This is a genomic window from Streptomyces odontomachicola (assembly GCF_039605595.1).
Lineage (GTDB): Bacteria > Actinomycetota > Actinomycetes > Streptomycetales > Streptomycetaceae > Streptomyces.
Genome location: NZ_JBCFOK010000025.1, coordinates 57,362 through 80,100, shown reverse-complemented (window position 1 = coordinate 80,100; position 22,739 = coordinate 57,362). Strand labels below are relative to the sequence as shown.

20 protein-coding genes are annotated in these 22,739 nt (G+C 72.8%); 12 read left to right on the top strand and 8 right to left on the bottom strand.

The annotated features are described in order from the left end of the window. Window positions 1-135 precede the first annotated feature (135 nt). Window positions 136-537 (bottom strand): GNAT family N-acetyltransferase, encoded by a 402-nt coding sequence (locus ABEE00_RS33090; protein WP_345749479.1) that lies wholly within the window; start codon window positions 535-537, stop codon window positions 136-138. A 284-nt stretch (window positions 538-821) separates the two neighbouring features. Here ABEE00_RS33090 and ABEE00_RS33085 point away from each other — a divergent pair, with 284 nt between their 5' ends. Further along, complete coding sequence (locus ABEE00_RS33085) at window positions 822-2,642, top strand: hypothetical protein (RefSeq protein WP_345749478.1); 1,821 nt, start codon at window positions 822-824, stop codon at window positions 2,640-2,642. Then, entirely contained in the window at window positions 2,626-3,852 is a 1,227-nt protein-coding gene (locus ABEE00_RS33080; RefSeq protein WP_345749477.1) for a glycosyltransferase, read from the top strand. Before ABEE00_RS33085 ends, ABEE00_RS33080 begins: the two co-directional genes overlap by 17 nt. Here the strand turns inward: ABEE00_RS33080 and ABEE00_RS33075 are convergent. Both ABEE00_RS33075 and ABEE00_RS33070 read right to left on the bottom strand, forming a co-directional pair. Further along, window positions 3,800-4,744, bottom strand: coding sequence for a M48 family metalloprotease (locus ABEE00_RS33075; protein ID WP_345749476.1), 945 nt, complete (start codon window positions 4,742-4,744; stop codon window positions 3,800-3,802). The two genes, ABEE00_RS33080 and ABEE00_RS33075, sit on opposite strands and share 53 nt — an antisense overlap. After that, complete coding sequence (locus tag ABEE00_RS33070) at window positions 4,741-5,175, bottom strand: BlaI/MecI/CopY family transcriptional regulator (protein WP_345749475.1); 435 nt, start codon at window positions 5,173-5,175, stop codon at window positions 4,741-4,743. The genes ABEE00_RS33075 and ABEE00_RS33070 overlap by 4 nt, the downstream gene beginning before the upstream one ends. A 121-nt stretch (window positions 5,176-5,296) precedes the next feature. On the opposite strand from ABEE00_RS33070, the gene ABEE00_RS33065 reads away from it, so the two are divergent. The 4 genes from ABEE00_RS33065 (at window position 5,297) to ABEE00_RS33050 (ending at window position 8,891) form a co-directional block, all read left to right on the top strand. Beyond that, on the top strand, window positions 5,297-5,971 hold the full coding sequence (locus ABEE00_RS33065) for a phosphatase PAP2 family protein (protein WP_345749474.1): 675 nt from the start codon (window positions 5,297-5,299) through the stop codon (window positions 5,969-5,971). After that, entirely contained in the window at window positions 5,968-6,831 is an 864-nt protein-coding gene (locus tag ABEE00_RS33060) for a phosphatase PAP2 family protein (RefSeq protein ID WP_345749473.1), read from the top strand. The genes ABEE00_RS33065 and ABEE00_RS33060 overlap by 4 nt, the downstream gene beginning before the upstream one ends. Continuing rightward, window positions 6,821-7,576 carry a response regulator transcription factor gene (locus tag ABEE00_RS33055; protein ID WP_345749472.1) on the top strand — a complete coding sequence of 252 codons (756 nt, stop codon included), beginning with the start codon at window positions 6,821-6,823 and terminating at the stop codon, window positions 7,574-7,576. Before ABEE00_RS33060 ends, ABEE00_RS33055 begins: the two co-directional genes overlap by 11 nt. A gap of 145 nt (window positions 7,577-7,721) precedes the next feature. Beyond that, entirely contained in the window at window positions 7,722-8,891 is a 1,170-nt protein-coding gene (locus ABEE00_RS33050; protein WP_345749471.1) for a bile acid:sodium symporter family protein, read from the top strand. 13 nt (window positions 8,892-8,904) lie between these two features. On the opposite strand, the gene ABEE00_RS33045 is transcribed toward ABEE00_RS33050, so the two are convergent. The 4 genes from ABEE00_RS33045 to ABEE00_RS33030 form a co-directional block, all read right to left on the bottom strand. Next, entirely contained in the window at window positions 8,905-10,533 is a 1,629-nt protein-coding gene (locus ABEE00_RS33045) for an FAD-dependent oxidoreductase (RefSeq protein ID WP_345749470.1), read from the bottom strand. Window positions 10,534-10,562: 29 nt separating this feature from the next. Then, window positions 10,563-11,522 carry an AurF N-oxygenase family protein gene (locus ABEE00_RS33040; RefSeq protein WP_345749469.1) on the bottom strand — a complete coding sequence of 320 codons (960 nt, stop codon included), beginning with the start codon at window positions 11,520-11,522 and terminating at the stop codon, window positions 10,563-10,565. Window positions 11,523-11,575: 53 nt separating this feature from the next. Further along, the gene (locus ABEE00_RS33035) at window positions 11,576-13,114 is read right to left on the bottom strand and encodes a flavin-containing monooxygenase (RefSeq protein ID WP_345749468.1); all 1,539 of its coding nucleotides are present in this window, start codon (window positions 13,112-13,114) and stop codon (window positions 11,576-11,578) included. 250 nt (window positions 13,115-13,364) lie between these two features. Next, a complete protein-coding gene (locus ABEE00_RS33030; protein WP_345749467.1) occupies window positions 13,365-14,057 on the bottom strand; it encodes a TetR/AcrR family transcriptional regulator in 693 nt (230 codons plus the stop codon). Window positions 14,058-14,197: 140 nt separating this feature from the next. Between ABEE00_RS33030 and ABEE00_RS33025 the strand changes: the two genes are divergently transcribed. After that, window positions 14,198-14,443, top strand: coding sequence for a hypothetical protein (locus tag ABEE00_RS33025; RefSeq protein ID WP_345749466.1), 246 nt, complete (start codon window positions 14,198-14,200; stop codon window positions 14,441-14,443). Between the two features lie 164 nt (window positions 14,444-14,607). Here ABEE00_RS33025 and ABEE00_RS33020 read toward each other — a convergent pair whose 3' ends face one another. After that, window positions 14,608-15,930, bottom strand: a complete 1,323-nt coding sequence (locus ABEE00_RS33020) for a hypothetical protein (protein WP_345749465.1) — start codon at window positions 15,928-15,930, stop codon at window positions 14,608-14,610. Between the two features lie 360 nt (window positions 15,931-16,290). Between ABEE00_RS33020 and ABEE00_RS33015 the strand changes: the two genes are divergently transcribed. The 5 genes from ABEE00_RS33015 to ABEE00_RS32995 all read left to right on the top strand — a co-directional run bounded on the left by ABEE00_RS33015 (window position 16,291) and on the right by ABEE00_RS32995 (window position 22,725). Continuing rightward, window positions 16,291-17,280, top strand: coding sequence for a Dyp-type peroxidase (locus tag ABEE00_RS33015; protein WP_345749464.1), 990 nt, complete (start codon window positions 16,291-16,293; stop codon window positions 17,278-17,280). Between the two features lie 11 nt (window positions 17,281-17,291). Further along, window positions 17,292-18,098: a family 1 encapsulin nanocompartment shell protein gene (locus tag ABEE00_RS33010; protein ID WP_345749500.1), complete on the top strand. Its 807-nt coding sequence runs from the start codon at window positions 17,292-17,294 to the stop codon at window positions 18,096-18,098. Window positions 18,099-18,173: 75 nt separating this feature from the next. Next, a complete protein-coding gene (locus ABEE00_RS33005; protein WP_345749463.1) occupies window positions 18,174-20,528 on the top strand; it encodes an FdhF/YdeP family oxidoreductase in 2,355 nt (784 codons plus the stop codon). Window positions 20,529-20,582: 54 nt separating this feature from the next. Further along, on the top strand, window positions 20,583-21,224 hold the full coding sequence (locus ABEE00_RS33000) for a DUF1345 domain-containing protein (RefSeq protein ID WP_345749462.1): 642 nt from the start codon (window positions 20,583-20,585) through the stop codon (window positions 21,222-21,224). A gap of 418 nt (window positions 21,225-21,642) precedes the next feature. Continuing rightward, entirely contained in the window at window positions 21,643-22,725 is a 1,083-nt protein-coding gene (locus ABEE00_RS32995; protein ID WP_345749461.1) for a gluconolaconase, read from the top strand. Window positions 22,726-22,739 lie beyond the last annotated feature (14 nt).

Sequence of the window (22,739 nt, the reverse complement as noted above, 5' to 3'; positions counted from 1 at the left end):
CCCGGGCGAACCGAATGACCACAGGCTAGGCTCGCGCCGCCTCGCCAGCCATGCCCATGGCAAAGAATCGGACCCCGGCCCTCCCCCGCAGAACCGCCCCACCGGACCGCCCCGCCGGACCCCCACCGGGAAGGATCAGCCCTGGAGCCCGAAGCGCTGCCGCTCGTCGCTGGGGACCAGGTCGATGTAGGCGGGATGCTGCGCGATGTACTTCTTCACGTAGGGGCAGAGCGGCAGGACCGCCAGACCACGGCGGCGTACGTCGTCCAGCGCCTCGGCGACCAGCCGCTTGGCCAGACCCTGACCGGCGAAGGCGGGAGCGGTCTCGGTGTGGGTGAAGGTGATGCGGCCGGGGGTCAGCCGGTACTGGCTGAAGCCCGCCAGGTCTTCGCCGCTGAACACCTCGTAGCGCGACCCCTGCGGGTTGTCGCGCACCGTGACGCCGTCGGCTCCGGCGGGCCCGTAGGTTCCGGCGCCGGCGCCCGCCTGAGCTCCGGCTTCGGCCGGGTTCCGGTCTTCGGGGGATTCGGGGGACATGCGCTGCTCCTCGGCCGTTCCTGTAGTACGCGGTTCCTGTACCCGGTCCCGTGCACGGCCCCGCACGCGGACGTGCACGCGGCCCCGTACGCGGTGAATTCCTCGCCCCGCAGGGCACCCCGGAACCTACACCGCGTAGGGAAACCCGGCGGCCGCCCCCTCATCGTCCCGTCGTTGCACCGTCTTTGCGTAGTCCATCCCGGAATGTGAACCTACAGCCTGTAGGGTTTCGGGCTCTGGCGGCATACACCGGACAAGGGGAACCGGCTCCGGGGGAGGGCGAGATGGGACTCGCACACGGAACGGGCGCCGAGGAGTTACCGGCGGGCACGCCGCGTACGGGCCCGCGACCGCAGGCCGCCGAGGAGACGCGCGCCCGCACCGTCCCGCGCAGGCGGCGGGAGACCGGGCCGCTGATGTGGGTGGCCGCCGCCTTCGTCGTGGCCCAACTGCTGCTGATCGGGACGCGGTTGGGCGTGGACTGGGACGAGAGCGTCTACCTCAGCCAGGTCAGCCCGCACGCCCCCGCCTCGTTCTTCAGCGCGCCGCGCGCCCGCGGGGTGTCCCTGCTGGTCGCGCCGGTCGCCTCCTGGTCCGACTCCACCGCGCTGCTGCGCGGCTGTCTGGCCGCGCTCTCCGGGGTCGCGCTGTTCCTGGCGCTGCGGGCGTGGCGCGGGCTGTTCGCGCCCGGCACCCTGGCGCTGGCCGGCGCCCTGTTCGCCTCGCTCTGGGTGACCCTCTTCTACGGGTCGCAGGCGATGCCCAACTACTGGGTCGCCATCGGCGCGTTGCTCGCCGTGGGCTCCTTCCTCCGCGCGGCCTCCGGCGGACGCCGCGCGCACGGCGAGGCCCACGCACCCGGGGACGTCGCACACAGGGAAGCCCGCGCACACGGCGAGCTCGGCGTACACAGCCAGACCCGCGCGCGCAGCGAAGTCCGCGCCGCGCTCTGGTGGCTCGGCGCCGGTGCAGCCCTCATGGCGCTGATGCGTCCGACCGACGCGGTATGGGTGACGCTGCCGCTCGCCGCCGCGCTCGTGCGGGTGCGCCGGGGGCGGCGCGCCCGGCTCGCCGCGTACCTGGTCTGCGGCCTGCTGGCGGGCGCCGCCGAGTGGATCGCCGAGGCGTACGTCCGCTACGGCGGCCCCTGCGCCCGGCTCCGGGAGGCGTCCTCCGTCGAGGGCGGACTGGCCTGGAAGCCGGTGCTGAGCCAGCAGTTGCTCGGCCTCGACGGGCGCCTGCTGTGCCGCCCCTGCGAGGCGCCCTCGCCCCACCCGCTGCTGGTGCTGTGGTGGTTCCTGCTCCCCCTGACCGCCGCAGCCGGGATCGCGCCGACTGGAAGGAGGCGCCGGGCGCCCGCCCTCCTGGCGCTCTCCTGCGCGATCACGGCGGCGGCTCCCTACCTCCTCCTGGTCGGCTACGCGGCCCCGCGCTTCCTGCTGCCCGCCTACGCGCTCGCCGCGCTCCCCGCGGCCCTCGCGCTCACCCGCGTCCCGCACGCGTTCGGCGACCGCAGGCGCCCCGCGCTCATCGCCGCCCTGGCGGTGATGCTCGCCGGGCACCTGGCGGTCCAACTCGTGGTGCTGGAGCGCGCCGTGGTCCGCGCCCACACCCTGCGCGGGGACTACGCGCGCGCCGCCACCCAGCTCCACCGCATGGGGGTGCGGCCCCCGTGCCTGGTCGTCGGGCACCAGGCCATACCGATCGGCTTCCACGCTGGCTGCGCCTCGGGGCACACCGAGGGCCCGCGCCCCTCCGTCACCCCGGCCCGGCTCGCCGAAACCGCGCGGCACGAGCCCGTCGCCGTGCTCACCACGGGGACGCAGCGGGCACCGCGTTACGCCGCGTCCTGGGCCCCGCACGAGTTCAGCGGCATGCGCGCCTTCACCGGGCTGCGCGCCCGCACCCTCACCCCGCCCGTCTCCCAAGCCGCGGCGGGACCGCCCACCACCCTCCCCCGGAGTCACCATGGCAACCGAGCCGTCGCCCCCACCGGACACCCCCACACGGCTGCTGCCGCCACAGCCCTCGGGCCCGGCACCGGCGACGGCCTCGCCGCCGGGCCGCCGCAGCGCCCTCGTGCTGATCGTGCCCACGCGCAATGAGGCGCCGAACGTCGGCCCGCTGCTGCACGCGCTCGGCGACGCGCTCCGGGACGCCCCGTGGGGAGCCGCCGAGATCCTCTTCGTCGACGACTCGACCGACGGCACCCCCGGCGCGATCGAGCGCGCCGCCGCCGGGTGCCCGGTGCCCGTGACGGTGCATCACCGCGAGGCGCCCGCCGGCGGCCTGGGCGGAGCGGTCGTCGAGGGCTTCGCGCGGACGAGCGCGCCGTGGGTCGCGGTGATGGACGCCGACCTCCAACACCCGCCGGAGCTGCTGCCCGAGCTGATCCGTACCGGCGAACGCACCGGAGCTGAGCTGGTCGTCGCCAGCCGGTACGCGGCGGGAGGCAGCAGCGGCGGGCTCTCCTGCGCCTGCCGCACGGCGGTGTCCCGCACCTCGACGGCGCTGGTCAAGGCGCTCTTCCCGGGGGCGCTGCGGGGGATCTCCGATCCGCTCAGCGGCTTCTTCGCGGTACGCCGCGAAGCCCTGGCACGCGCAGCCGGGCGGGACACGCGGGGACAGGGCCCCGGAGGCGGCGGGCTCAGGCCGCTGGGCTACAAGGTCCTGCTCGAACTGGCCGTGCGCTGCCGCCCCCGTACGGTCACCGAGGTGCCGTACGCGTTCGGCGCGCGGCTCGCGGGCGAGTCCAAGTCCTCGGTACAGGAGGGGCTGCTCTTCCTGCGGCACGTGCTCAGGCTGCGTACCGGCACCACGCGCACGCGGATGCTGGCCTTCGGGCTCATCGGCCTGTCGGGCCTGCTGCCGAATCTGCTGATGCTCAAGCTGCTGATCGCGCAGGGTGTGCACTACCTCCCGGCCGAGGTCGTGGCCAACCAGGCCGGGGTGCTGTGGAACTTCCTGCTCCTGGAGGGCCTCCTCTACCGCGGCCGCCGCCCCGGCACCAAGGCCGCGCGGCTGCTCGGCTTCGCCGTGGTGAGCAACGCCGACCTGGTGGGGCGCATCCCGCTGATGGCGCTGCTGGTGGCGGGCCTGCGCATGCCGCCGACGGGGGCGACGGCGATGGCGCTCGTGGTCGTCTTCGCGGTGCGCTTCCTGTGCGTGGACCGCTTCATCTACCGGCGCTCGGGCCGCATCCGCGCGCTCCTGCCGCGCGCGGAAGCCGCGGATGCGCGGGGAACCGGGGGCGCCGGCACCGTCAGCGGCCCACCTCGCCCTGCGCGAACTCGACTTCGTGATGGAAGGCGATGACCCCTATGCCCGCGGCGCCCGCCGAGACGAGTATGCAGGCGGCGAGGAGCAGCCCGGTCCAGGCGGCCGCGCGCGGGCACTGCCTGCCCGGCGCGGCGAGCAGCGCGGCGACCCGCTGCGGCACCGGACCCGAGGCGGCGGCCAGCGACAGCGGGGGGCGGCTGGGGTGCGGGCTGCGCGCGGCGAGCGCGGCGCGGCCCACGGCGCGCGCGGTCAGCCGCCGGTCCCCGGTGACGGCGGCCGCGGCCTCGTCGGCGGCGCGCTCGGCCGCCTGGCGTACGGCGGCGCGGACCGGACGCAGCGCGGGGTGGCAGTGCGCGGCGAGCTCGGCCGTGCCGAGGAAGTAGTGGTGCCGGGACGCGTTGTGCGCACGCTCGTGGGCGAACAGGGCCTCGCGCTCGCCTGGTTCGAGACTGCGCAGCATCGCGCTGGTGACCACGATCCGGTCGGGGCGCCCGGGCAGCGCGTACGCGTCCGGGTGCGGGGAGTCGATCACGCACAGGTCGCCGGCGAGCGGCCGGGAGCGCGCCTGCACATGGGCGGTGCGCAGGGCGCGGATGTGCCGCGTGGCCGAGCGCACCAGGGTCAGCACGGTGACCGTCAGCGCACCGACGGCGGCGGCCGCGATCAGCGACACGATGAGGGAGGAGGCGGTGGGCAGCGGGCGTACGAGTTCGCCGAGGGCGGCGAAGAGGGGCACCCGGAGCAGCCCCGTCAGCACGAAGGCCCCGAGCGAGGCGAGGGAGCAGCACCCCAGCACGCTCACCGCGGCGGTGAGCGCCCACAGCGCGGTGCGCGGCGCGAGGCGGTCCAGCGCGCGCCGGGCCAGGGGCGGCAGGGCGATGGGCAGGAGCAACGGGACGAGCAGCAGTGCCGCGATCGATGCGCTCATCGCTCCCCCGGTTCCCTGCCGGGCGGCCCCGGGGCCCGGCCCGGCTCGCCGTCCGCTTCGGCCTCGTTGCCCAGGAGCTCGCGCAGCACGCGTTCGTCCTCGTCGCTGAGCTGGTCGACGAACCGCGCGAGCACCGTGCCGCGGTCGCTCTCGGTGTCGGTGTCCAGGGTGCTGTGCATGCGCCGCGCGGTGAGCCCGGGCGGGTCCTGCACGGGGAAGTACGCATAGCCGCGGCCCTGCCTGGCGCGCTCGACCAGGCCCTTGTCGTGGAGGCGGCTGAGGATGGTGGTCACCGTCGTACGGGCCAGGTCGGCGGCGAGTCCGCGCTGCACCTGCCCCGGTGTCTGCGGTATCCCCGCTGCCCAGAGCGCCGCCATGACCCCCGCCTCCAGCTCGCCCGCCGGCCGCCGCTCTTCTCTCGCCCCGCCCATGGAACTCTCCTCTCTCCGCATCCGTCTACGCTACTGTAGTCAGTCTACTGGCTTGTAGTCAGTCGGGACGTGCCCTCGGGCACGCCCTCTCCCTGCCCGTCCCCGCGAAAGGGCCCGCTCGATGGCCTTCACCTCCCCTTCCGGCACCCCAGCCTCGGACGGCTCCCCCGGCGGCTGGGGGATCGACGGGCCCGCGTACGGCTCCGTTGTGCGGATGGCGCACGGCGCGCCCGGCTGGTTCGACGCCACGGTCGCCGTGTGGACCGCGTACGGTCTCGCGGTGTTCGCGGCCCTGTTCGCGCTCGGTTGGTGGCGTGCCAGGCGGCGGGGTCCCGCGCATGTGGTCACGGCGCTGTGCGTGCCGGTCGCGGTGCTCGCGGCGTATGCGGTGAACGACGCGGTCAAGCTCCTTGTGCGCGAGGACCGCCCCTGCCGTCACCTGCACCTCGCCACCGTCGAGGCGTGCCCTCCGCACGGTGACTGGTCCTTTCCGAGCAACCACGCGGCGCTGGCGGTCTCGGCGGCCGTTGCCCTCTGGTTCGTGTCCCGGCGGCTCGGCGCGATGGCCCTGGTCGCCGCCGTGGCCATGGCCGCGTCCCGCGTGTGGGTCGGCGTGCACTATCCGCACGACGTCCTGGCCGGCGCCGTGGTGGGCGCCCTGGTCGCGCTCCTGCTGGCCTCCCTCACGCACCGGCACAGCGAAGCGCTGGCCCACCTGCTGGGGAAGGGGCGGCAGCGCGTACGGGCGGGAGCGCGGGACCGGGCAGGGGCGCGGGCTCCGCGGGAGACGGCATGAGCGGCGCGGGGAACGGCGGGAGCAGCGGCACCGCGAACGTGGGGAAGAACGGGAACGCCCGGAGCGGCGGGGGCAGTTCGGTGCGGCACCAGGAAGAGCACGCGGAGGACGGCGCGCAGGAGCCGCACACGGCGCGCGGGTTCGCGCTCACGACCGCCTGCGCCCTGCTCTGCTTCGCGCTGCTCATGCTCGCGGTGGGCCTCTCGACCCGGACCGCGCTGCCGTGGGACGGGGCCACGCACGCGTGGTCGGTGCACCACCGGCCCGCGGTCGCGGTCTCCACGGCGCGCGCCGTGACCGCCACCGGCACGGGGGTCGTGCCGTATCTGCTCGCCGCGGCGGCGGGCTGGCGGGTGGGCCACAGGGCGGGCGACCGGGCGCGGGGCGTCGCCGTCATATGCGCCTTCGTCGCCTGCCTCGCGCTCGGACAGGCGCTGCGCTTCGGGGCGATGGAGCTGATGGCGCGCCCCAGGCCGCGCGGCATCGACTGGGCGGCGCACGCCTCGGGCTGGTCGTTCCCCTCCGGGCACACCACCACGGCTGCGCTCGCCGCGGGCCTGCTCCTCGTCGCCCTGCGCCTGCGCGCGCCGGCCGCCCGGCACACCGTGGCCGCGCTCGGGACGGTGGTCGTGTGCTGGGCGGTCGCGGTGGGCGTCACACGGGTGTACTTGGGGGTGCACTGGTTCACCGATGTGCTGGGCGGCTGGCTGTTCGCGGTGTGCTGGCTGGGGATCTGCGTGCTCGCCGCCTCCCGCTGGGCGCCCGCCCGCCTCCGCGACCCGGACGGCGGGGACCCCCCGGACGGCGGGGACGCGGCCGCCGCAGGGAACGGCCCCGCCGGCGGTCCGCATGCGTCCTAGGGTCCTGGTCGTCGAGCACGATCCCGCCTTCCGCGACGCGCTGCTGCGCGGGCCGGCCGAGGAGGAGTTCGCGCCCGTGGGGGCGCGGGACGGGGCAGCGGCGCTGCGGCTTGCCGACGCGGCGGCCGACACAGTGCACGCGGCCGTGCTGGGCGTGCGGCTCCCCGACGCGCACGGCCGGGACGTGTGCCGCGCCATGCGCGCGAACGGGCTCCGCTGTCCCGTCATCTTCCTGACCGCCCATGACCGGCTGGCCGACCGGCTCGCCGGGTTCGCAGCGGGCGGCGACGACTATCTGCCCAAGCCCTGCCACCTGGCCGAGCTGGCGGCCCGGCTGCGCGCTGCGCTCCGGCGCCGCGGCGAGCCGCTCCCCCGCGCCGCCGCCGGTGACCTGCGGCTGGACGCGGCCCGGCACGCCGTCGCAGCGGGAGAGGTGCGCACCGCGCTCACGCCGACCGAATTCCGGCTGCTGGCGCCCCTGATGGCGACGCCGGGCGAGCTGGTACGCCGCCGTGACCTCATCCGCGCCGGCTGGCCCGAGGGCGCGCGGGTCAGCGACAACACGCTGGACCAGTACCTGTCCCGGCTCCGGCGCAAACTGCGGCGCACCGGCAGCGCGTTGACGGTCACGACCGCGCGAGGGGTGGGGCACCGGCTGGCCTTGCCGGACCGGGACGCGGCCCTCACGAGAGCGCCGGTGCCGGACATACCCGCCCCGAAGGCACCTGACCTCAACGCCTCCTGAGCCGGACCTCCTCCCCGTACGGCCGCAAGCCCTCGTACGACCCGCGCCCCCGTACAGCCGCAAGCTCCCGTACCACCGCAAGCCTCCGTACGACCGCAAAGCTGCGTACGACCGCAAGCCGACCGAAAGCCAGGAAAGCACCGCCATGCACCTTCCTGCCTCACAGCCCCCGCGGCTGCCTGATCCACAACGTCCCGATCCGCAACGTCCCGATCCTCAGCTTCCCGCTCCGGAGGCCCCCGCGCCGCCGCCGCGTTCCGGCGCGCCCTCGCTCGTCGGGGGCTTCGCGCTGCTCAAGCGGCATCTCGGCTGGGCGGTCACCGCCTCGTACGCGGCCGCGGCGCTCGTGCCGGGGCTCGGGCTGTGGCTGCGCGCCGCGCACCGACTGCCGGGGGTCAGCGGTCTCCACCTCTCCCTCCACGTACCGGAGTTGCTGCTCTCGCTCGTCCTGTTCACGGCGGGGCTCCAGGTGCCGCTGGAGGCGCTGGGGCAGTTGCTGCGGCGGCCCGGGCCGCTGCTCGCCGGGCTCGCGCTGCATCTGGCGGCGCCGCTGCTGGTGGTGCCGCCACTCGCCTTCGCGCTGCGCGGCACGCCGGACACCGACGGCGGCAGCGGCATGGTCGCCGCGATCATCCTGATCGTGGCCATGCCGGTGGCGGCGGGCGCGACGGTGTGGACCACCAAGGGCGACGGCGACCAGCCGACCATGGTGGGACTGGTACTGGGATCCACGCTGCTGAGCCCCCTCACCGTGCCGCTCACGGTGAGCCTGCTCGCCCCGCTGCTCAGGGGCGGTTACGCGGACGACGTCACCTTCGCCGGCCAGGTCGCGGGCAGCGGTTTCGCGGTCACGGGGGTGCTGTTGCCGTGCGGCGCGGGCCTGTTGTGCCGGTGCCTGCTGCCGCTGACGTGGCGTCAGGGGCTGCTCCGTACGACGGCGCCCGCCGCGCTGCTCGGTTCGCTGCTCCTCACGTACCTCAACGCCTGCGGCGCGCTGGGCGCGTTCCTCAGCCACCCCAGGCCGCTGCTGCTCGCCGGGGCGCTGGGGGTGGCGGCGGCGGTGTGCGGGCTCTCGTTCGCGACGGGCCGCTTCGCCACGCGGATCCTGCGCATGGACGCCCTGGCCGGGAACTCCGTCACCCTGGCCTGCGGCATGAACAACAGCAGCGCCAGCGCGGTCCTCATCTCCACGGCCCTCCCCGGCCGCCCCCACATCCTCCTCCCGGTACTCGCCTACAGCCTCCTCCAGAAACTGGCCGCGAGCAGGGTGGTACGGGTGCGGAAGCGGGAGCCGGAGGGGGCGGTGGCGAGGTAGCGACCGGGCGACCTCAGCCGCGCGCGGGCTCCGCTACCGCGAGCGGTGACGCGCCCGCCCCCGCCGCCTCCAACAACCCTTGCGCCGTGGTGAGTTTGACGCGCGGGCGTCCCTCCGCCGCGCCCGCCTCGCACTCCGCCTCGTCGATCGCGTGCCACTCGGCGAGCCCGAGTGCGCCGGGCGGGGCGGCGGACGGGTCGGAAGACACCGTGAGGGCGCCGGAGGTGAAGTCGTCCAGCAACGCGGTGACCGTTTCCTGGGAGCAGGTCTTGTTGGTCCCTATGAAACCTGTGGGGCCGCGTTTGATCCAGCCGGCCACGTACACGCCGGGCTCTACGCGGCCGCGCTCGTGCGGGACGGTGCCGCTCGGCTCGTCGAAGGGGAGGCCGGGGACGGGGCGGGCCCGGTAGCCCACGGCGCGCAGGACCAGGCCGGTCTCCAGGGTCTCCGTGTCGCCGGTGGAGACCGCTCGTACGCCGCCGTCCTCGTCCGTGCGCAGCTCGGTGCGCGCGAGCTCCACCCCCTCCACCCGCTCCTCGCCCACCACGCGCACGGGCGCGCTCAGGAAGCGCAGCACGATCCTGCGCCTTCCCCGTACGGGCTCGCGGGCGGCGAGTCGGGCCAGGAGGCGCGTACGGGGCGAGGTGTCCTCGGACAGGCCCTCGGGCCAGCCCTCGACCAGGACGTCGATGTCCTCCAGGCCCGCGAGGGCGTGCAGTTCGGGGAGCGTGAAGGACGCCTCGGCGGGGCCGCGGCGTCCGAGCACCACCACCTCGCGGATCCGGCTCGTACGCAGCGCCGCCAGGGCCTCGTCGGCGATGTCGGTGCCGGCCAGCGCCTCGGGGTCCGCGGTCAGGATCCGCGCGACGTCCAGGGCCACATTGCCGTTGCCGATCACCACGGCCCGCTCCCCGTCCAGGGGGTAGGCCGCGCCCTGGTGATCGGGGTGGCCGTTGTACCAGGACACGAGCCCGGTCGCGGAGACGCTGCCCGGCAGGTCCTCCCCCGCGATGCCCAGCCGCCTGTCGGTCGCCGCGCCCACCGCGTAGATCACGGCGTGGTGGTCGCGCACCAGGTCCTCGTGGCGCACATCGGCGCCGACCTCCACATTGAGCCGGTAGGAGAACCCGGGCTGCGCCTCGATCGCCCGGAACAGCCTGGTGATCTGCTTGGTGTCCTGGTGGTCCGGCGCCACTCCCGCGCGCACGAGCCCGTACGGAGTCGGCAGCCGGTCGTACACGTCCACCGTCACCCCGGGGTGCTGGAGCAGTTCGTCTGCCGCGTACAGGCCGGCGGGTCCCGCGCCGACCACGGCGACGCGCAACGGGCCCTCGGGCAGACGGCGTTGGGGCGCCACCAGGGCCAGCGGGGTGCGCTCTGCATGGGGGTGCTCCTCGTAATAGGACGCGTTGAGGTCGAGGAACGGCTTCTCGGCCTCGGTCAGCAGCGTGTGCGGCTTGAGCGCGTCCACCGGGCAGGCCGTGGTGCACGCGCCGCAGTCCACGCAGGTGCGCGGGTCGACGTACAGCATCTCGGCCTCGGCGAAGCCCGGTTCGCCCGGCGCGGGGTGGATGCAGTTGACCGGGCAGGCCAGCACGCAGGAGGCGTCGGCGCAGCAGGAGCGGGTGACGACGTAAGGCATCGCGGAGTCCCGGGGCTGAGGAGGCGGGGTCAGGAGGTCAGGGAGGCGGGCTGGCCGCGGTAGCGGGAGGGGCGGCCGTCGATGCGCAGCGCCTTCCACACCTTGCGCGAGACCGGGTTCATCAAGCCGGTCTCCTCGGCCAGCATCCGTACGTCGGCGAACAGGTCGCGCAGCATCTTCCGCCCCGCCGGGCTCTTCCAGAAGATCTCCTTGATCACCCAGCGCGGCACGCCCATCTGCTCGCTGAGCCGCTTGCTGGGGATCATGATGACGTCGCCGAGCACGCGCATGACCACCGGATACGCGACCGAGAGCGCCGCCTTGCGCCCCTTCCCCAGCCTCGGCGTCTTCTGCCGCAGGAACTCGTGCGCGAAGGAGATGTGCCGCGCCTCCTCCGCGATGTGGATCTGCATGATCCGCCGCAGCAGCGGATGCTGGTCGGCCCCGGACCGCAGAATCGCCTTCTGTACGTGGTCGATGGGCTCCTCGCCGGCCAGCACTCCGGTGAAGAACACCTCGGGCCACACCGAGCCCGCCAGCGGAAGAAAGCGGCTGAGCACGCGGAAGGAGGCCCGCCCGCCAGGCACGTCGCAGCCCGAGCGGTTCACGAACTCCTGGAACATCTGGGTGTGGTGGGTCTCCTCGGTGCACTCGTGCGTGAGGTACCGGAACTCCCGCCTCCCGTTGGGCAGGCTGAACAGGTAGTCCATCGCGCCGCGTATCAGCACGTTCTCGAACTGCATGCCCACCTTGGTGATGTTGGCCATGCGCCAGATCCCGATCTCGATCTGCCGCTCCAGGGGCTGCCGCTGATACCAGGGGTGACCGCCCAGCGGGTCGACCTCGGGCAGCACCCAGCGCGGGTCCGTCCTGTCGACCTCCCAGTCCGGGTTGTCCCAGTCGATGTCCTCGAACGCGTCGAAGTGCGTGTGCACCGAGCCCTCGGAGAGGGTCTGGAGCACCTCGTCGTAGCTCTGCTGCCTGCTCATCGCGGTCCTCGATTCGGTACGGGGTGAGGTGAGGTCGGCCGGGGCCGGGCGGGTCAGGCGGTACGGGCCGGCGTGCTGGGTGCCGTGGGCGCGGTGTCATCAGCCGGCGCGGCGTCGTCGGCCGGCGCGGGCCTCCTGCCGAAGTGGAGGGCCGCGTCCGTCAGCGGCGAACGCCTCAGCGTCTTCCGGTCCTTGTAGTAGTTGTTGCGGATCTTCCAGGGCGCGCGGGTCCCCTGGCGGGGCATCACCGCGTCGCCGCGCTGGATGTAGCCGGAGCTCAGCGAGTCGCCCATGGCGGACTCCTCGGCGCGGTCGGCGTCCGTCGCCACGGGCGTGACCTGGGCGTGGCCGGTCTCGCGCAGGTGCGCCACGAGCCGCGCGATGAACTCGGACGCCAGGTCGGCCTTGAGCGTCCAGGACGCGTTGGTGTAGCCGAGGATGAGGGCGAAGTTGGGGACGCCGTCGAGCATCACGCCGCGGTAGACGACGTGGTCGCGGGTGTTCACCTGCCGCCCGTCCACCTCCAGTCGGGCTCCGCCCGCGATCTGCACCTGGAGCCCGGTGGCGGTCACGATGATGTCGGCCGGGATCTCCTCGCCCGAGGTGAGCCGCAGCCCCGTCTCGGTGAACGTCTCGATGTGCTCGGTCCTGATGGACGCCTCGCCCTTGCGCAGCACCTTGAACAGGTCGCCGCCCGGCACCACGCACAGCCGCTGGTCCCACGGCTTGTAGTCCGGGGTGAAGTGGCGCATGTCGACCTTCGGCCCGAGCTGCGCGCGCACGCCCGCGAGCAGGACCTTGCGCATCACCCCGGGAGCCGCGCGGCACGCGGCGTACAACCCGCGCTGCATCGCGATGTTGCGCGCCCGCCCCAGCTTGTGCACCGGTCCCGCCGGAACGCCCACCGCGCGCAGCACGCGGGAGAGCGGGTCGTGGCTGGGCAGGGACATGACGTAACCCGGCGACCGCTGCACCATCGTGACGTGCCCGGCCTCCTCGGCCATCGCGGGCACCAGGGTCACGGCGGTGGCGCCGCTGCCGATGACGACGACGCGCTTGCCGCGGTAGTCGAGGTCCTCGGGCCAGTGCTGGGGGTGTACGAGGGTTCCGGTGAAGCGCTCCTCGCCGGGGAAGCGCGGCCTGTAGCCGTTGTCGTAGTCGTAGTAACCGGTCGCGTTGACCAGGAAGTCGCTGGTGAAGACCTCGGTCTCGCCGCTCGCCTCGTCCAGCGCCTCGATGGTCCACCGCGCCTCCTCGCTGGACCAGCTCGCGCGCACGGCCTTGCGCCCGAAGCGGATGTGCTCGGTGACGCCGTGCTCCTCGGCCGTCTCCTGCACGTACCCGCGGATGCTCGGGCCGTCGGCGAGGGTCTTGGTGCCGTGCCAGGCGCGGAAGCGGTAGCCGAAGGTGTACATGTCCGAGTCCGAGCGGATCCCCGGGTAGCGGAACAGGTCCCAGGTCCCGCCGATCCTGCTCCGCCGCTCCAGGATCGCGTAGCTGGTCCCCGGGTTCTCCCGCACCAGGTGGCAGGCCGCGCTGATGCCGGACAGGCCCGCGCCGAGGATCATCACGTCGACGTGCCGCTGCGCCATGCGTCTTCCTCCGGTTGCCGATCGGGGACGCCAGCGGGCGTCCCAACTCCCCTGCTCCGGCGGCCTGTCGAGCCCGCCGGGCAAGCCTGCACGGGTGCACGACGCGGTGTTACCCGAGGTAGCCCAAGGTAAATGCGACAGCGTGTTTCAGATATCTGCGTGCAAGGTGACCTGCGTCACACGGCGGGTCTGGCGGGAGTCACGCGGGGCCCGGTGGGAGGGGGCTGACGGGGGCCGAACGGGGCGTCGGTCAGCGGGTCGCCGGCAGGTCGGATACGGGGTGTTCCGGGGTGAGTTCGACGCCCGACCTGCGCAACGTGCCCTCCAGCACGGCCCAGATGGACCAGGTCAGGAACTCGGCGAGCTCATCGGTGCTCAACTCGTTGCCCTTGCCCGCGAGCCAGTTGTTGACCGCGGCGTCCACGAAGCCGACGAGGCCGGAGGCGATCGACGGGGCCAGCGCCGTGTCCTTGCCGAAGGCGCCGAGCAGGCCCGCGAAGACGTCGCCCGTGCGCACCGCGATGGCGGCCTTGGTGCCCGCGACGGCGCGCGAGCCCCTGCCGGGGCCCCGGGAGCCCGCGCCGAGGAAGGCGTGCAGGCGCGGGTGCGCCGCGATCCAGCCGAGATACGCGTCGACGGAACGGCGGATGGAGGAGAGGACCGTGCCGTCCGGCTCGAGCGCGGGGGCCAGTTCGGCCATGAGGGAGTCCATGATGCGCTGCCGGATCAGTTCGTCCAGGTCGGCGCGGTCCTTGAAGTGCCGGTAGACCACCGAGCGCGGGATACCCAGCCGCTCGGCGATCTGCTGCACGCCGATGTCGGGGCCGTGCTCCTCTATCGCGGCCACGGCGGCGTCCAGCAGGTCGGCCTGGCGCCGCGCCTTGTGCGCGTTCCAGCGCGTGGAGCGCCCGTCCGTCCGCAGCCGCTTCGTGGTGTCCGCCATCGGTGCAGCGTACCGACGACCGGCGACAGCCGAAGGGGCGGAAATCGATCCAGATTTTTTCGCCGGAGTGGTGTAAGGATCGCGCTCCCCCGCTCTCTCACGTGAGTGAAAGCCGCCAGCGCCCCCGCGAGGAGAGCACCATGCACGCCACTCTCACCACGCTCTTGAAGCGCCGTTCCGCCCGCGCCGAGTTCTCGCCCTGCGAAGGACTCGTGGCCGACGACGCGACGCTGCTGCGCGCAGCGCGCGGCGCGCTCACCCGCGCCGAGCAGATACGCCGCGTCGCCGCTGCCCTGTGCGGCGCCGACGTCGGCTGGGCCTGCGCACGCTGCACCCACCGCGCGGAACGCCTCGCCCCGAAGCTGGTGGGCGACCTCGTGTCATGACCACCGCGTACGCCGCCCCCGCACCCGGTCGCGGCCCACCTCAGCGGTACGCCCCCGCACGCTCCCGCGCGCGAGGGGATCGGCACTTACCGGAGGCGCCGCAGCAGTTCGTACGCGCGCGGCTCCGCGGCATGGAGCAGCGCTGCACACGGAGAGGCTGTCGCTCAGGACCGCGAACCCGACGGATACGTGCGCGGGTCCGTCGTGAATTCGGGGTTGCCGTAGGCCCTCAGGCGTTTTCGTACGACGCGGGTCGTGTACGTGTCCGCGGCGCCGTCGGGCGCGGTTGCCCGGGTCGCGAGGGCCATCGTGAGGAAGCGGGCGAAGACGAAGGGGGCCGTCGTGGCCACCCGTGCCGCGTCGCCGAAGCCGAACCGCACGCTCATCTCCGCCGCAGCCCTCCGGTCGCCGCCGCAGAACAGCAGGAAGAAGGCGCGGCTCCAACTGCGCTCCACCGCGTCGGCCACGCGGTCGGCCGGTGAACGGCCGGGGCGCAGGCGTGCCGCCATCGTGGAGCGGACCAGTTCGCCGGAGGTCGCGTCGTCAAATCCGGCGCGCAGCAGGGCGGCGCGGGCGTGGAATACGCGGATGACTCCGGGGGCGGTGGTGGGCAGCAGCTCCTCGGGCAGTCCGAGCAGAAAGCAGCGGTACCTGCTGAATTCCAGCATCGCCCGCTCCCGCCGCGAAAAGGCCGTACGACCGCGCCGCGCGGCCAGCATGGCGAGCAGGTACATGTTGATGAGGCCGGCAGGCATCTGGTCGACCTGGGGGACCGGAATCCCGTACACGCCGGAATCCCACCGACCCGAGCGGACCAGCGCGTTGTAGCGCACCACCGAATGCATCAGCCGCACCATGGCCGCCGCCTCGAAACCCGCGCCGTGCCGCTCCAGGGCGCCGGGCAGCGTGGTCACAGCGAAGAAGTTCGCCGTCTCGTTGACCCGCCGCGCGGCACGCCGGCCCGAGAGCGCGCCGGTCAGCGCCATCGGCAGCGCGGCGTAGGAATTCAGGAAGGTCGCGAGGAAGGCGCCCCGGGTCAGAAAGGGCGAAAGGAACGCGGCGCTCACCCGCGCATGCCGCGCCCCCTCCTCCACCAGCCGCATGTCCAGCCACGGCGGGGTCGCCTCCATCGCACCGAGGAACGCGCGCAGTTCGGCCGGTGCCTCCGGCACGGAGTCGAGGCCCTCGCGGCAGACCCGCCGCAGCATGCCGGTCAGCTCGCCGAGGCTCTGCCGCCGCAGCAGCGCCGCGTACGGGTCGGCGACCGGATCGCCCAGCATCGTCGCCTCGCGGATCAGTTCGACGAGCCGGTCGTCGGCCAGGATCGGCCCGCGCTCGGCGACCCATCCGGGCAGCGCGGAGCCGACTCCGGGGTCGGCGGTGAAGCGGTGGGGAGTGGCGTCGAAGTCGATGCCGCCGTAGAGCTCGGGCTGCCGTTCGCGCTGGTCGCGGGCCCGCCGCGCGAGCTCGGGATAGTGACGCGCCATCGGGCACCTCCCCTTCCGCCTGCCCGCCTGCCGTCCCTCCGCCTGCCCTTCCACCCCGTAGGCCAGACCCCTGCGCCCCGTCGGCCAGATCCCTTTCGCCCCGTCGGCCAGAAACTGACACCCGGCGCGCCAGGGGTCAAGGGCGCGCCGGCCGCCCGCCGTGACCCGCAAGATCGCGTTCTCCGCGACCGGCTGTCACCCCGCGTCCGCCGGGTGCAGGATGTACGGGACACCCGCCGGGAGGGTCCGCCGCCCCGCCCGGACGTCGCCGCATGCCGCACGCCCTACGCCCGTCGTACGCTCCGCACGCCGACGCCGTACGCCAAGGCCGTACGCCGCACGCCGAGGAGGCCGCATCCCGTGGTTGAGCAGCAGCCTGTCGTCGTTCCGCCGCCCCGTGCCGCCGTGTTCCTGGTGGCCACGCTCGCGCCGGGCGGTGAGGACGCGGTGCGCGCACTGCTGGAGGACGTGGCGGGGCTGCGCCGCTCGGTGGGCTTCCGCGCGCCGGAGGCCGGGCTGAGCTGCGTGGTGGGCATCGGCTCGGCCGCCTGGGACCGGCTCTTCGCCGGGCCGCGCCCGCGCGAGCTGCACCCCTTCGTCCCGCTGGAGGGTCCGCGGCACCGGGCCCCGGCCACCCCGGGCGACCTGCTCTTCCACATCAGGGCCCAGCGCATGGACCTGTGCTTCGAGCTGGCCCGGCTCTTCGGCGAGCGGCTGGCCGGGAGCGCGCGGATCGTGGACGAGGTGCACGGCTTCACATACTTCGACGACCGCGACCTGCTCGGCTTCGTGGACGGCAGCGAGAACCCGGAGGGTGAGACCGCTGCCGAATCCGTCTTCGTGGGCGACGAGGACCCGGATTTCGCCGGGGGGAGTTACGTCATCGTCCAGAAGTACGTGCACGACATGGACTCCTGGAACGCGCTGTCCTCGGAGGAGCAGGAGAAGGTCATCGGCCGTACGAAGCTGGAGAACATCGAGCTCTCCGACGAGGAGAAGCCCCTCGACTCCCATGTCGCGCTGAACACCATCACCGACGAGGACGGCACCGAGCGCAAGATCGTGCGGGAGAACATGGCGTTCGGCAGCGTCGGGGAGGGCGAATTCGGCACCTATTTCATCGGCTACGCGCGCACTCCGGAGGTCACGGAGGAGATGCTGCGGAACATGTTCCTCGGCGACCGGCCGGGCGTGCACGACCGGATTCTGGAATTCTCGACGGCCATGACCGGGTCGCTCTTCCACGTACCCACGGCTGACTTCCTCGACGACCTCCCGGACGCCCCCGAGGGCGCGGCGGAAGCGGACCGTTCCCTCGGGATCGGCAGCCTGAAAGGAGACGCACGATGACGCACGGCGCCATGACGAACCTGCACCGCGAACTCGCCCCGATCACCCCCGCCGCCTGGGCCGAGATCGAGGAGGAGGCCCGCCGCACCTACCGGCGCAACGTCGCGGGCCGCCGGGCCGTGGACGTCACGGGACCCGACGGGCCCGGGCTCGCCGCCGTCGGCACAGGCCACCTCTCCCCCGTACAGGCACCGGCCTCCGGGGTGACCGCGCGGCTGCGCGAGGCACAGCCGCTGGTGGAGCTGCGGGTCCCCTTCAAGGTCAGCCGCGACGCGGTGGACGACGTGGAGCGCGGCGCGCAGGACTCCGACTGGCAGCCGGTCAAGGACGCCGCGCAGACCATGGCCTTCGCCGAGGACCGCGCCGTGTTCGAGGGCTTCCGCGCGGCGGGCATCGACGGGCTGCGCAGCCGCACCTCCAACCCGGTGCTGGGCCTTCCCGACCGGGCGCACGAGATCCCGGACAGCGTCAGCCGCGGCCTGACGGCGCTGCGCCTGGCGGGTGTCGAGGGGCCGTACTCGCTGCTGCTGGGCGCCGACGCGTACACCGCCGTCAGCGAGACCACCGACCAGGGCTATCCCATCGCGGCACACCTCGGCCGGCTGCTCGACGGGGAGCTGGTCTGGGCCCCCGCGCTCAGCGGCGGCTTCCTGCTCTCCACGCGGGGCGGCGACTTCGAGCTGCGGCTCGGCGAGGACCTGGCCATCGGGTACTCCGCGCACGACGCGGACGACATCGAGCTCTATTTCCGCCAGACCCTCACCTTCCTCACGTACACCGACGAGGCCGTGGTCGTCCTGGAATCCCCGCAGGGCTGACCCCGCGGGGCCAACGCGCCAGAGCCGTTCTCCGCTTGCGCAGGCACGCAGGAGAGCTTCACGCAGGGAGCAGCCGTGACCGACCAGAAGACGCCGGGGACAGCGGGAACAGCGGGAAATCCGCGAACACCGGGAACACCGGGCAAGAACGGAAACCCCACCCAAGGCGAACCCGAATTCCGGCCCTATCACCACCCGGCCGCCGGCTGGGGCGCGGCGAAAAGCGTCACGCGGTTCCTGGCGCGCGAAGGCGAATGGGTCGACGGGCCGCGCGCGATCCAGAAGATGAACCACGAGGGCGAGGGATTCGACTGCCCGGGCTGCGCGTGGCCCGACGACCTCAAGGGCCTGAAGCTGGACATCTGCGAGAACGGCATCAAGCACGTCACGTGGGAGATGACCCGCAAGCGCGTGGGCCCCGAATTCTTCGCCGCGCATACGGTGAGCGAGCTGGAGACCTGGAGCGACAAGGCGCTGGAGGACCAGGGACGGCTCACCCACCCGATGCGCTACGACGCGGAGTCGGACACCTATCTGCCGGTCACGTGGCAGGAGGCGTTCGCGCTGGTGGGCCGCGCGCTGCGGGAGCTCACGAGCCCGAACGAGGCGGCGTACTACACCTCGGGGCGGCTGGGCAACGAGGCCACGTTCCTCTATCAGCTCATGGCGCGGGAGTTGGGCACCAACAACCTTCCCGACTGCTCCAACATGTGCCACGAGGCGAGCGGCCGCGCGCTGCAGGCGTCTCTCGGCACGGGCAAGGGCACGGCCGACCTCAAGGACTGGGAGACGGCCGACGCCCTGTTCATCCTCGGGGTCAACGCGGCCTCCAACGCGCCCCGCATGCTGACCTCGCTGGCCGAGGCCCACAAGCGCGGCGCGAGCATCGTGCACGTCAACCCCATCATCGAGGCGGCGGCGACCCGGACGATCATTCCGCACGACTTCGTGAACATGGCGCTCTTCCGCTCCACACCCACCTCCACGCTCAACGTGCAGCCGCGCATCGGCGGCGACATGGCGCTGCTGCGCGGGATGGCCAAGGCGGTGTTCGCGGAGGCCGAGCACGATCCGAAGGCGCTGGACCGGGAGTTCGTCGAGCGCTATACGACGGCCTTCGAGGAATACCGGGACCTGTGCCTCGGCACCCCGTGGAAGGAGCTGGAGGAGCAGAGCGGCGTCACGCGCGAGCAGATGGAGAAGCTGGCGCGGGTCTACTGCGAGGCCGACCGGAGCGTGTTCAGCTGGTGCCTGGGCATCACGCAGCACGAGCACGGGGTCGACACCGTACGGGAGATCGTCAACCTGCTCCTGCTGCGCGGAAATCTGGGCCGCGAGGGCGCGGGCCCCTCCCCCGTGCGCGGGCACAGCAATGTGCAGGGCAACCGCACCTGCGGCATCGACCACCGCCCCGCGCCGGAGTTCCTGGACCGGCTGGCCGAGGCATGCGGCATCGACCCGCCCCGGGAGCACGGTCTTGACACCGTGGGCACCATCGAGGCCATGCACCGGGGCGAGGTGAAGGTGTTCGTGGGCATGGGCGGCAACTTCGTGCTGGCCGGGCCCGACACCCCGTACACCTCCGAGGCGCTGCGCAAGTGCGAACTCACCGTGCAGGTCAGCACCAAGCTCAACCGCAGCCATCTCGTGCACGGGCGGCAGGCGCTGATCCTGCCGTGCCTGGGGCGCACCGAGCGCGACGTGCAGAAGGCCGGCGAGCAGTCCACCTCGGTCGAGGACTCGATGAGCATGGTCCACCTGTCGAAGGGCATGAAGGCGCCCGGCTCTCCCCACCTGCGCTCCGAGCCCGCGATCATCGCGGGGATGGCGCGGGCCGCGCTGCCCGGCAGCGCGACGCCCTGGGAGTGGTACGTCGAGGACTACGACCGCATCAGGGACACCATGGCGCGGGCCCTCGAGGGCTTCGAGGACTTCAACCGGCGCGTGCGGCTCCCGCTCGGTTTCCGCATCCGGCAGCCCGCGCGCGAGCTGGTCTTCCACACGCCCTCGCAGCGCGCCGAGTTCTCCACCGCCCAGCTCACCGACGTACGGCCGGGCGAGGGGACGCTCAAGCTGGCCACGGTGCGCTCGCACGACCAGTGGAACACCACGATCTACTCCGACGACGACCGCTACCGCGGCATCAGGAACCTGCGCACACTGGTCTTCATGAACGAGGCGGACATGCGCGAGCGCGGCCTGCGGCTGTTCGACGAGGTCGACATCACCAGCACGGCGCGGGACGGCAGCACCCGGACACTGCGCCGCTACAAGGCCGTTCCGTACGACATCCCGCGCGGCTGCGCCGCCGGGTACATGCCCGAGATGAACGTGCTGTGCGCCATCGGCGACCACAGCACCCAGAGCGACCAGCCGCTGATGAAGAACCTCGACGTCACGGTGCGGCGCTCGGGCGCGGAGGGGGCATGACGTGACGCGACGGAAGGGGCGCGACGTGACGCGGGAGGCGCGCCGGGGGCGCCGATGAATCACCGGCTGCCCTTCTCCGCCGTGCCGCGCCTGGTCGGCTCCGTGATCGTCGGCGCCGTCGCGGGTCTCGCGATCGGCTCGGCGATCGAGGCCCTGCTGGGCGTGCTGTCCGGAATCGCCCTGGGCGCCGCGGTGTTCGTGGCCGCCGGGTGGCTCGTGCTGTGGCCGATGACCGCCGAGCAGACCGCCCTCAACGCCCGGCGCCAGGACTTCAAGCCCGTGCTGGAGGAGCTGGTGGTGGTCACCCTCGCGCTGTGCGGGCTGGTCGCCATCGTCGTACTGCTGCTGATCGGCCACTCCCGCAACGGCAACGGCAACGCGGCGGCCGCCATCGCGCTCGGCGGGGTCTTCATGTCCTGGGCCGCGCTGCACCTGATGTACGCCACCCGCTATGCGCACCGCTATCACAAGAAGCCCGTGGGCGGGATCAACTTCCATTACCAACAGGAGCCCAGATTCCGGGACTTCCTGTATTTCAGCTACAACCTCGGCATGACGTATCAGGTCTCCGACACCGAGGTCTCCTGCCCGGACATCCGCTCGGTGGTCCTGCGCCACTGCCTTCTCTCCTACCTCTTCGGCACCAGCATTCTGGCCACCACCATCAATCTGGTCACGGGAATCGTGACGGGCTGAGGCATTCAAGGACTGAGGGGCGCGACACGGCAGGCGGGCGCCCGTTCACGGGAGTTCGGGCGGCACGTCCAGGCCACTTACGGATCGCCCGGTTACGCGCATGCCGCCAGGGACGGCAATTCAGGCCACGCATGGGTACGTCACCATGTGGCCCGGTTTCGCGGCCTCTTGGACCCCGGCGGATCCCGGTAAAGGGAACAGCTGTCCGGCTCACCAGCTGAATTACCGCCCGGAGCCCGCCGGTTCACGTGGTCGGCGCCGCCTGTCCTGTTCCCGCCGCGTGGCCGGATCGGCGGGCTGATCGCCCGCGCTCCGCACCCGTACTTTTGCCTGGTCTCCGGAAGGGTGCGCACCTCGGCACGGCGGCACGGACGCAGACCCGGGCACATTCGACATCGCATTGGGGGATCCGCAGAGAATGGGAAACGAGAGCGCCAAGAACCCGGTGGGCACCGCCTATATCAACGACGTGTTCATGCGCCACCCGCTCACCACCAAGAACCAGCGGGAACTCGGCATCGAGGACAAGGCCGCCGGAATCCTGGAGCGGAACAGGGCGCGGGGCGCCTTCCGGCGGACGCCCGCCGAGGGCGGCGACCCGATCGACCCCGTCGGCTTCTCCCTCAACAAGGTGCGGTACGAGCGGTTCCCGGCGGACGAGGACACCGCCCGACAACGGGGCTGGCGCGCCTATATGAACGTGGGCGTCCCGGTGGTCGAGGAGCGGGGCGGCGTGGAGCAGCCGCCGCCCGACGTCATCTCGAAGCAGACGTACGTCAACGGCACCGACCCCATCAAGATCACCGTGACGGACACCGTCGAGTTCTCCATCTCGAACACCATCAGCTGGTCGCTCCAGGGCGAGGTGAAGCTGACCTTCGGCGCGAAATCCACTTCCTCGCTCCAGCAGCAGCTCCAGAAGAGCATGGCGATGCAGCAGTACCAGAAGAGCACCATGCTCAACAGCAAGGACCGTCAGGGCACCGACGCGGAGACCCAGACGCAGATGACGAGCACGACGACGGCCACGGGCACCGCGACGGGCACCGGCGAACTGTGGGGTGAACTGCTGCTGGGAATCACCGGCTCCATCAGCGGTTCGCTGACCACCGCGTGGAAGCACACGGCGTCGGTGAGCGTGGAAGTGAGCAGCCGGGTGGACGTCCCGGCCACGCAGCGGCGCGAGGTGCGGAGGTTCGACTACGAATACCCCGTCACGTTCGGCGGCTGGGTCGCTCTGTACTACGAAAAGCCGGTGCAGGTGCAGGAGAAGAAGCCGCAGGGCCCCGAGGACCCGAAGGCCGAGCCCTCCAAGGTGATCGCGTGGCGGCTCGGCGACCGTCACGAGGACGGCGGCGCCTTCGACCTGGCCGACGAGGACCGGAGGTTCCTGCAGAAAGGGGAGGCCGAAATCGTCTCGGTGTGCGCCGGCGAACACCGGGTGTTCCAGCCCGAAACGCTCGACTACCAGACTCAGAAAGCGCCCCTCTACCAGGGGTGAATCCGCTTCCGCCG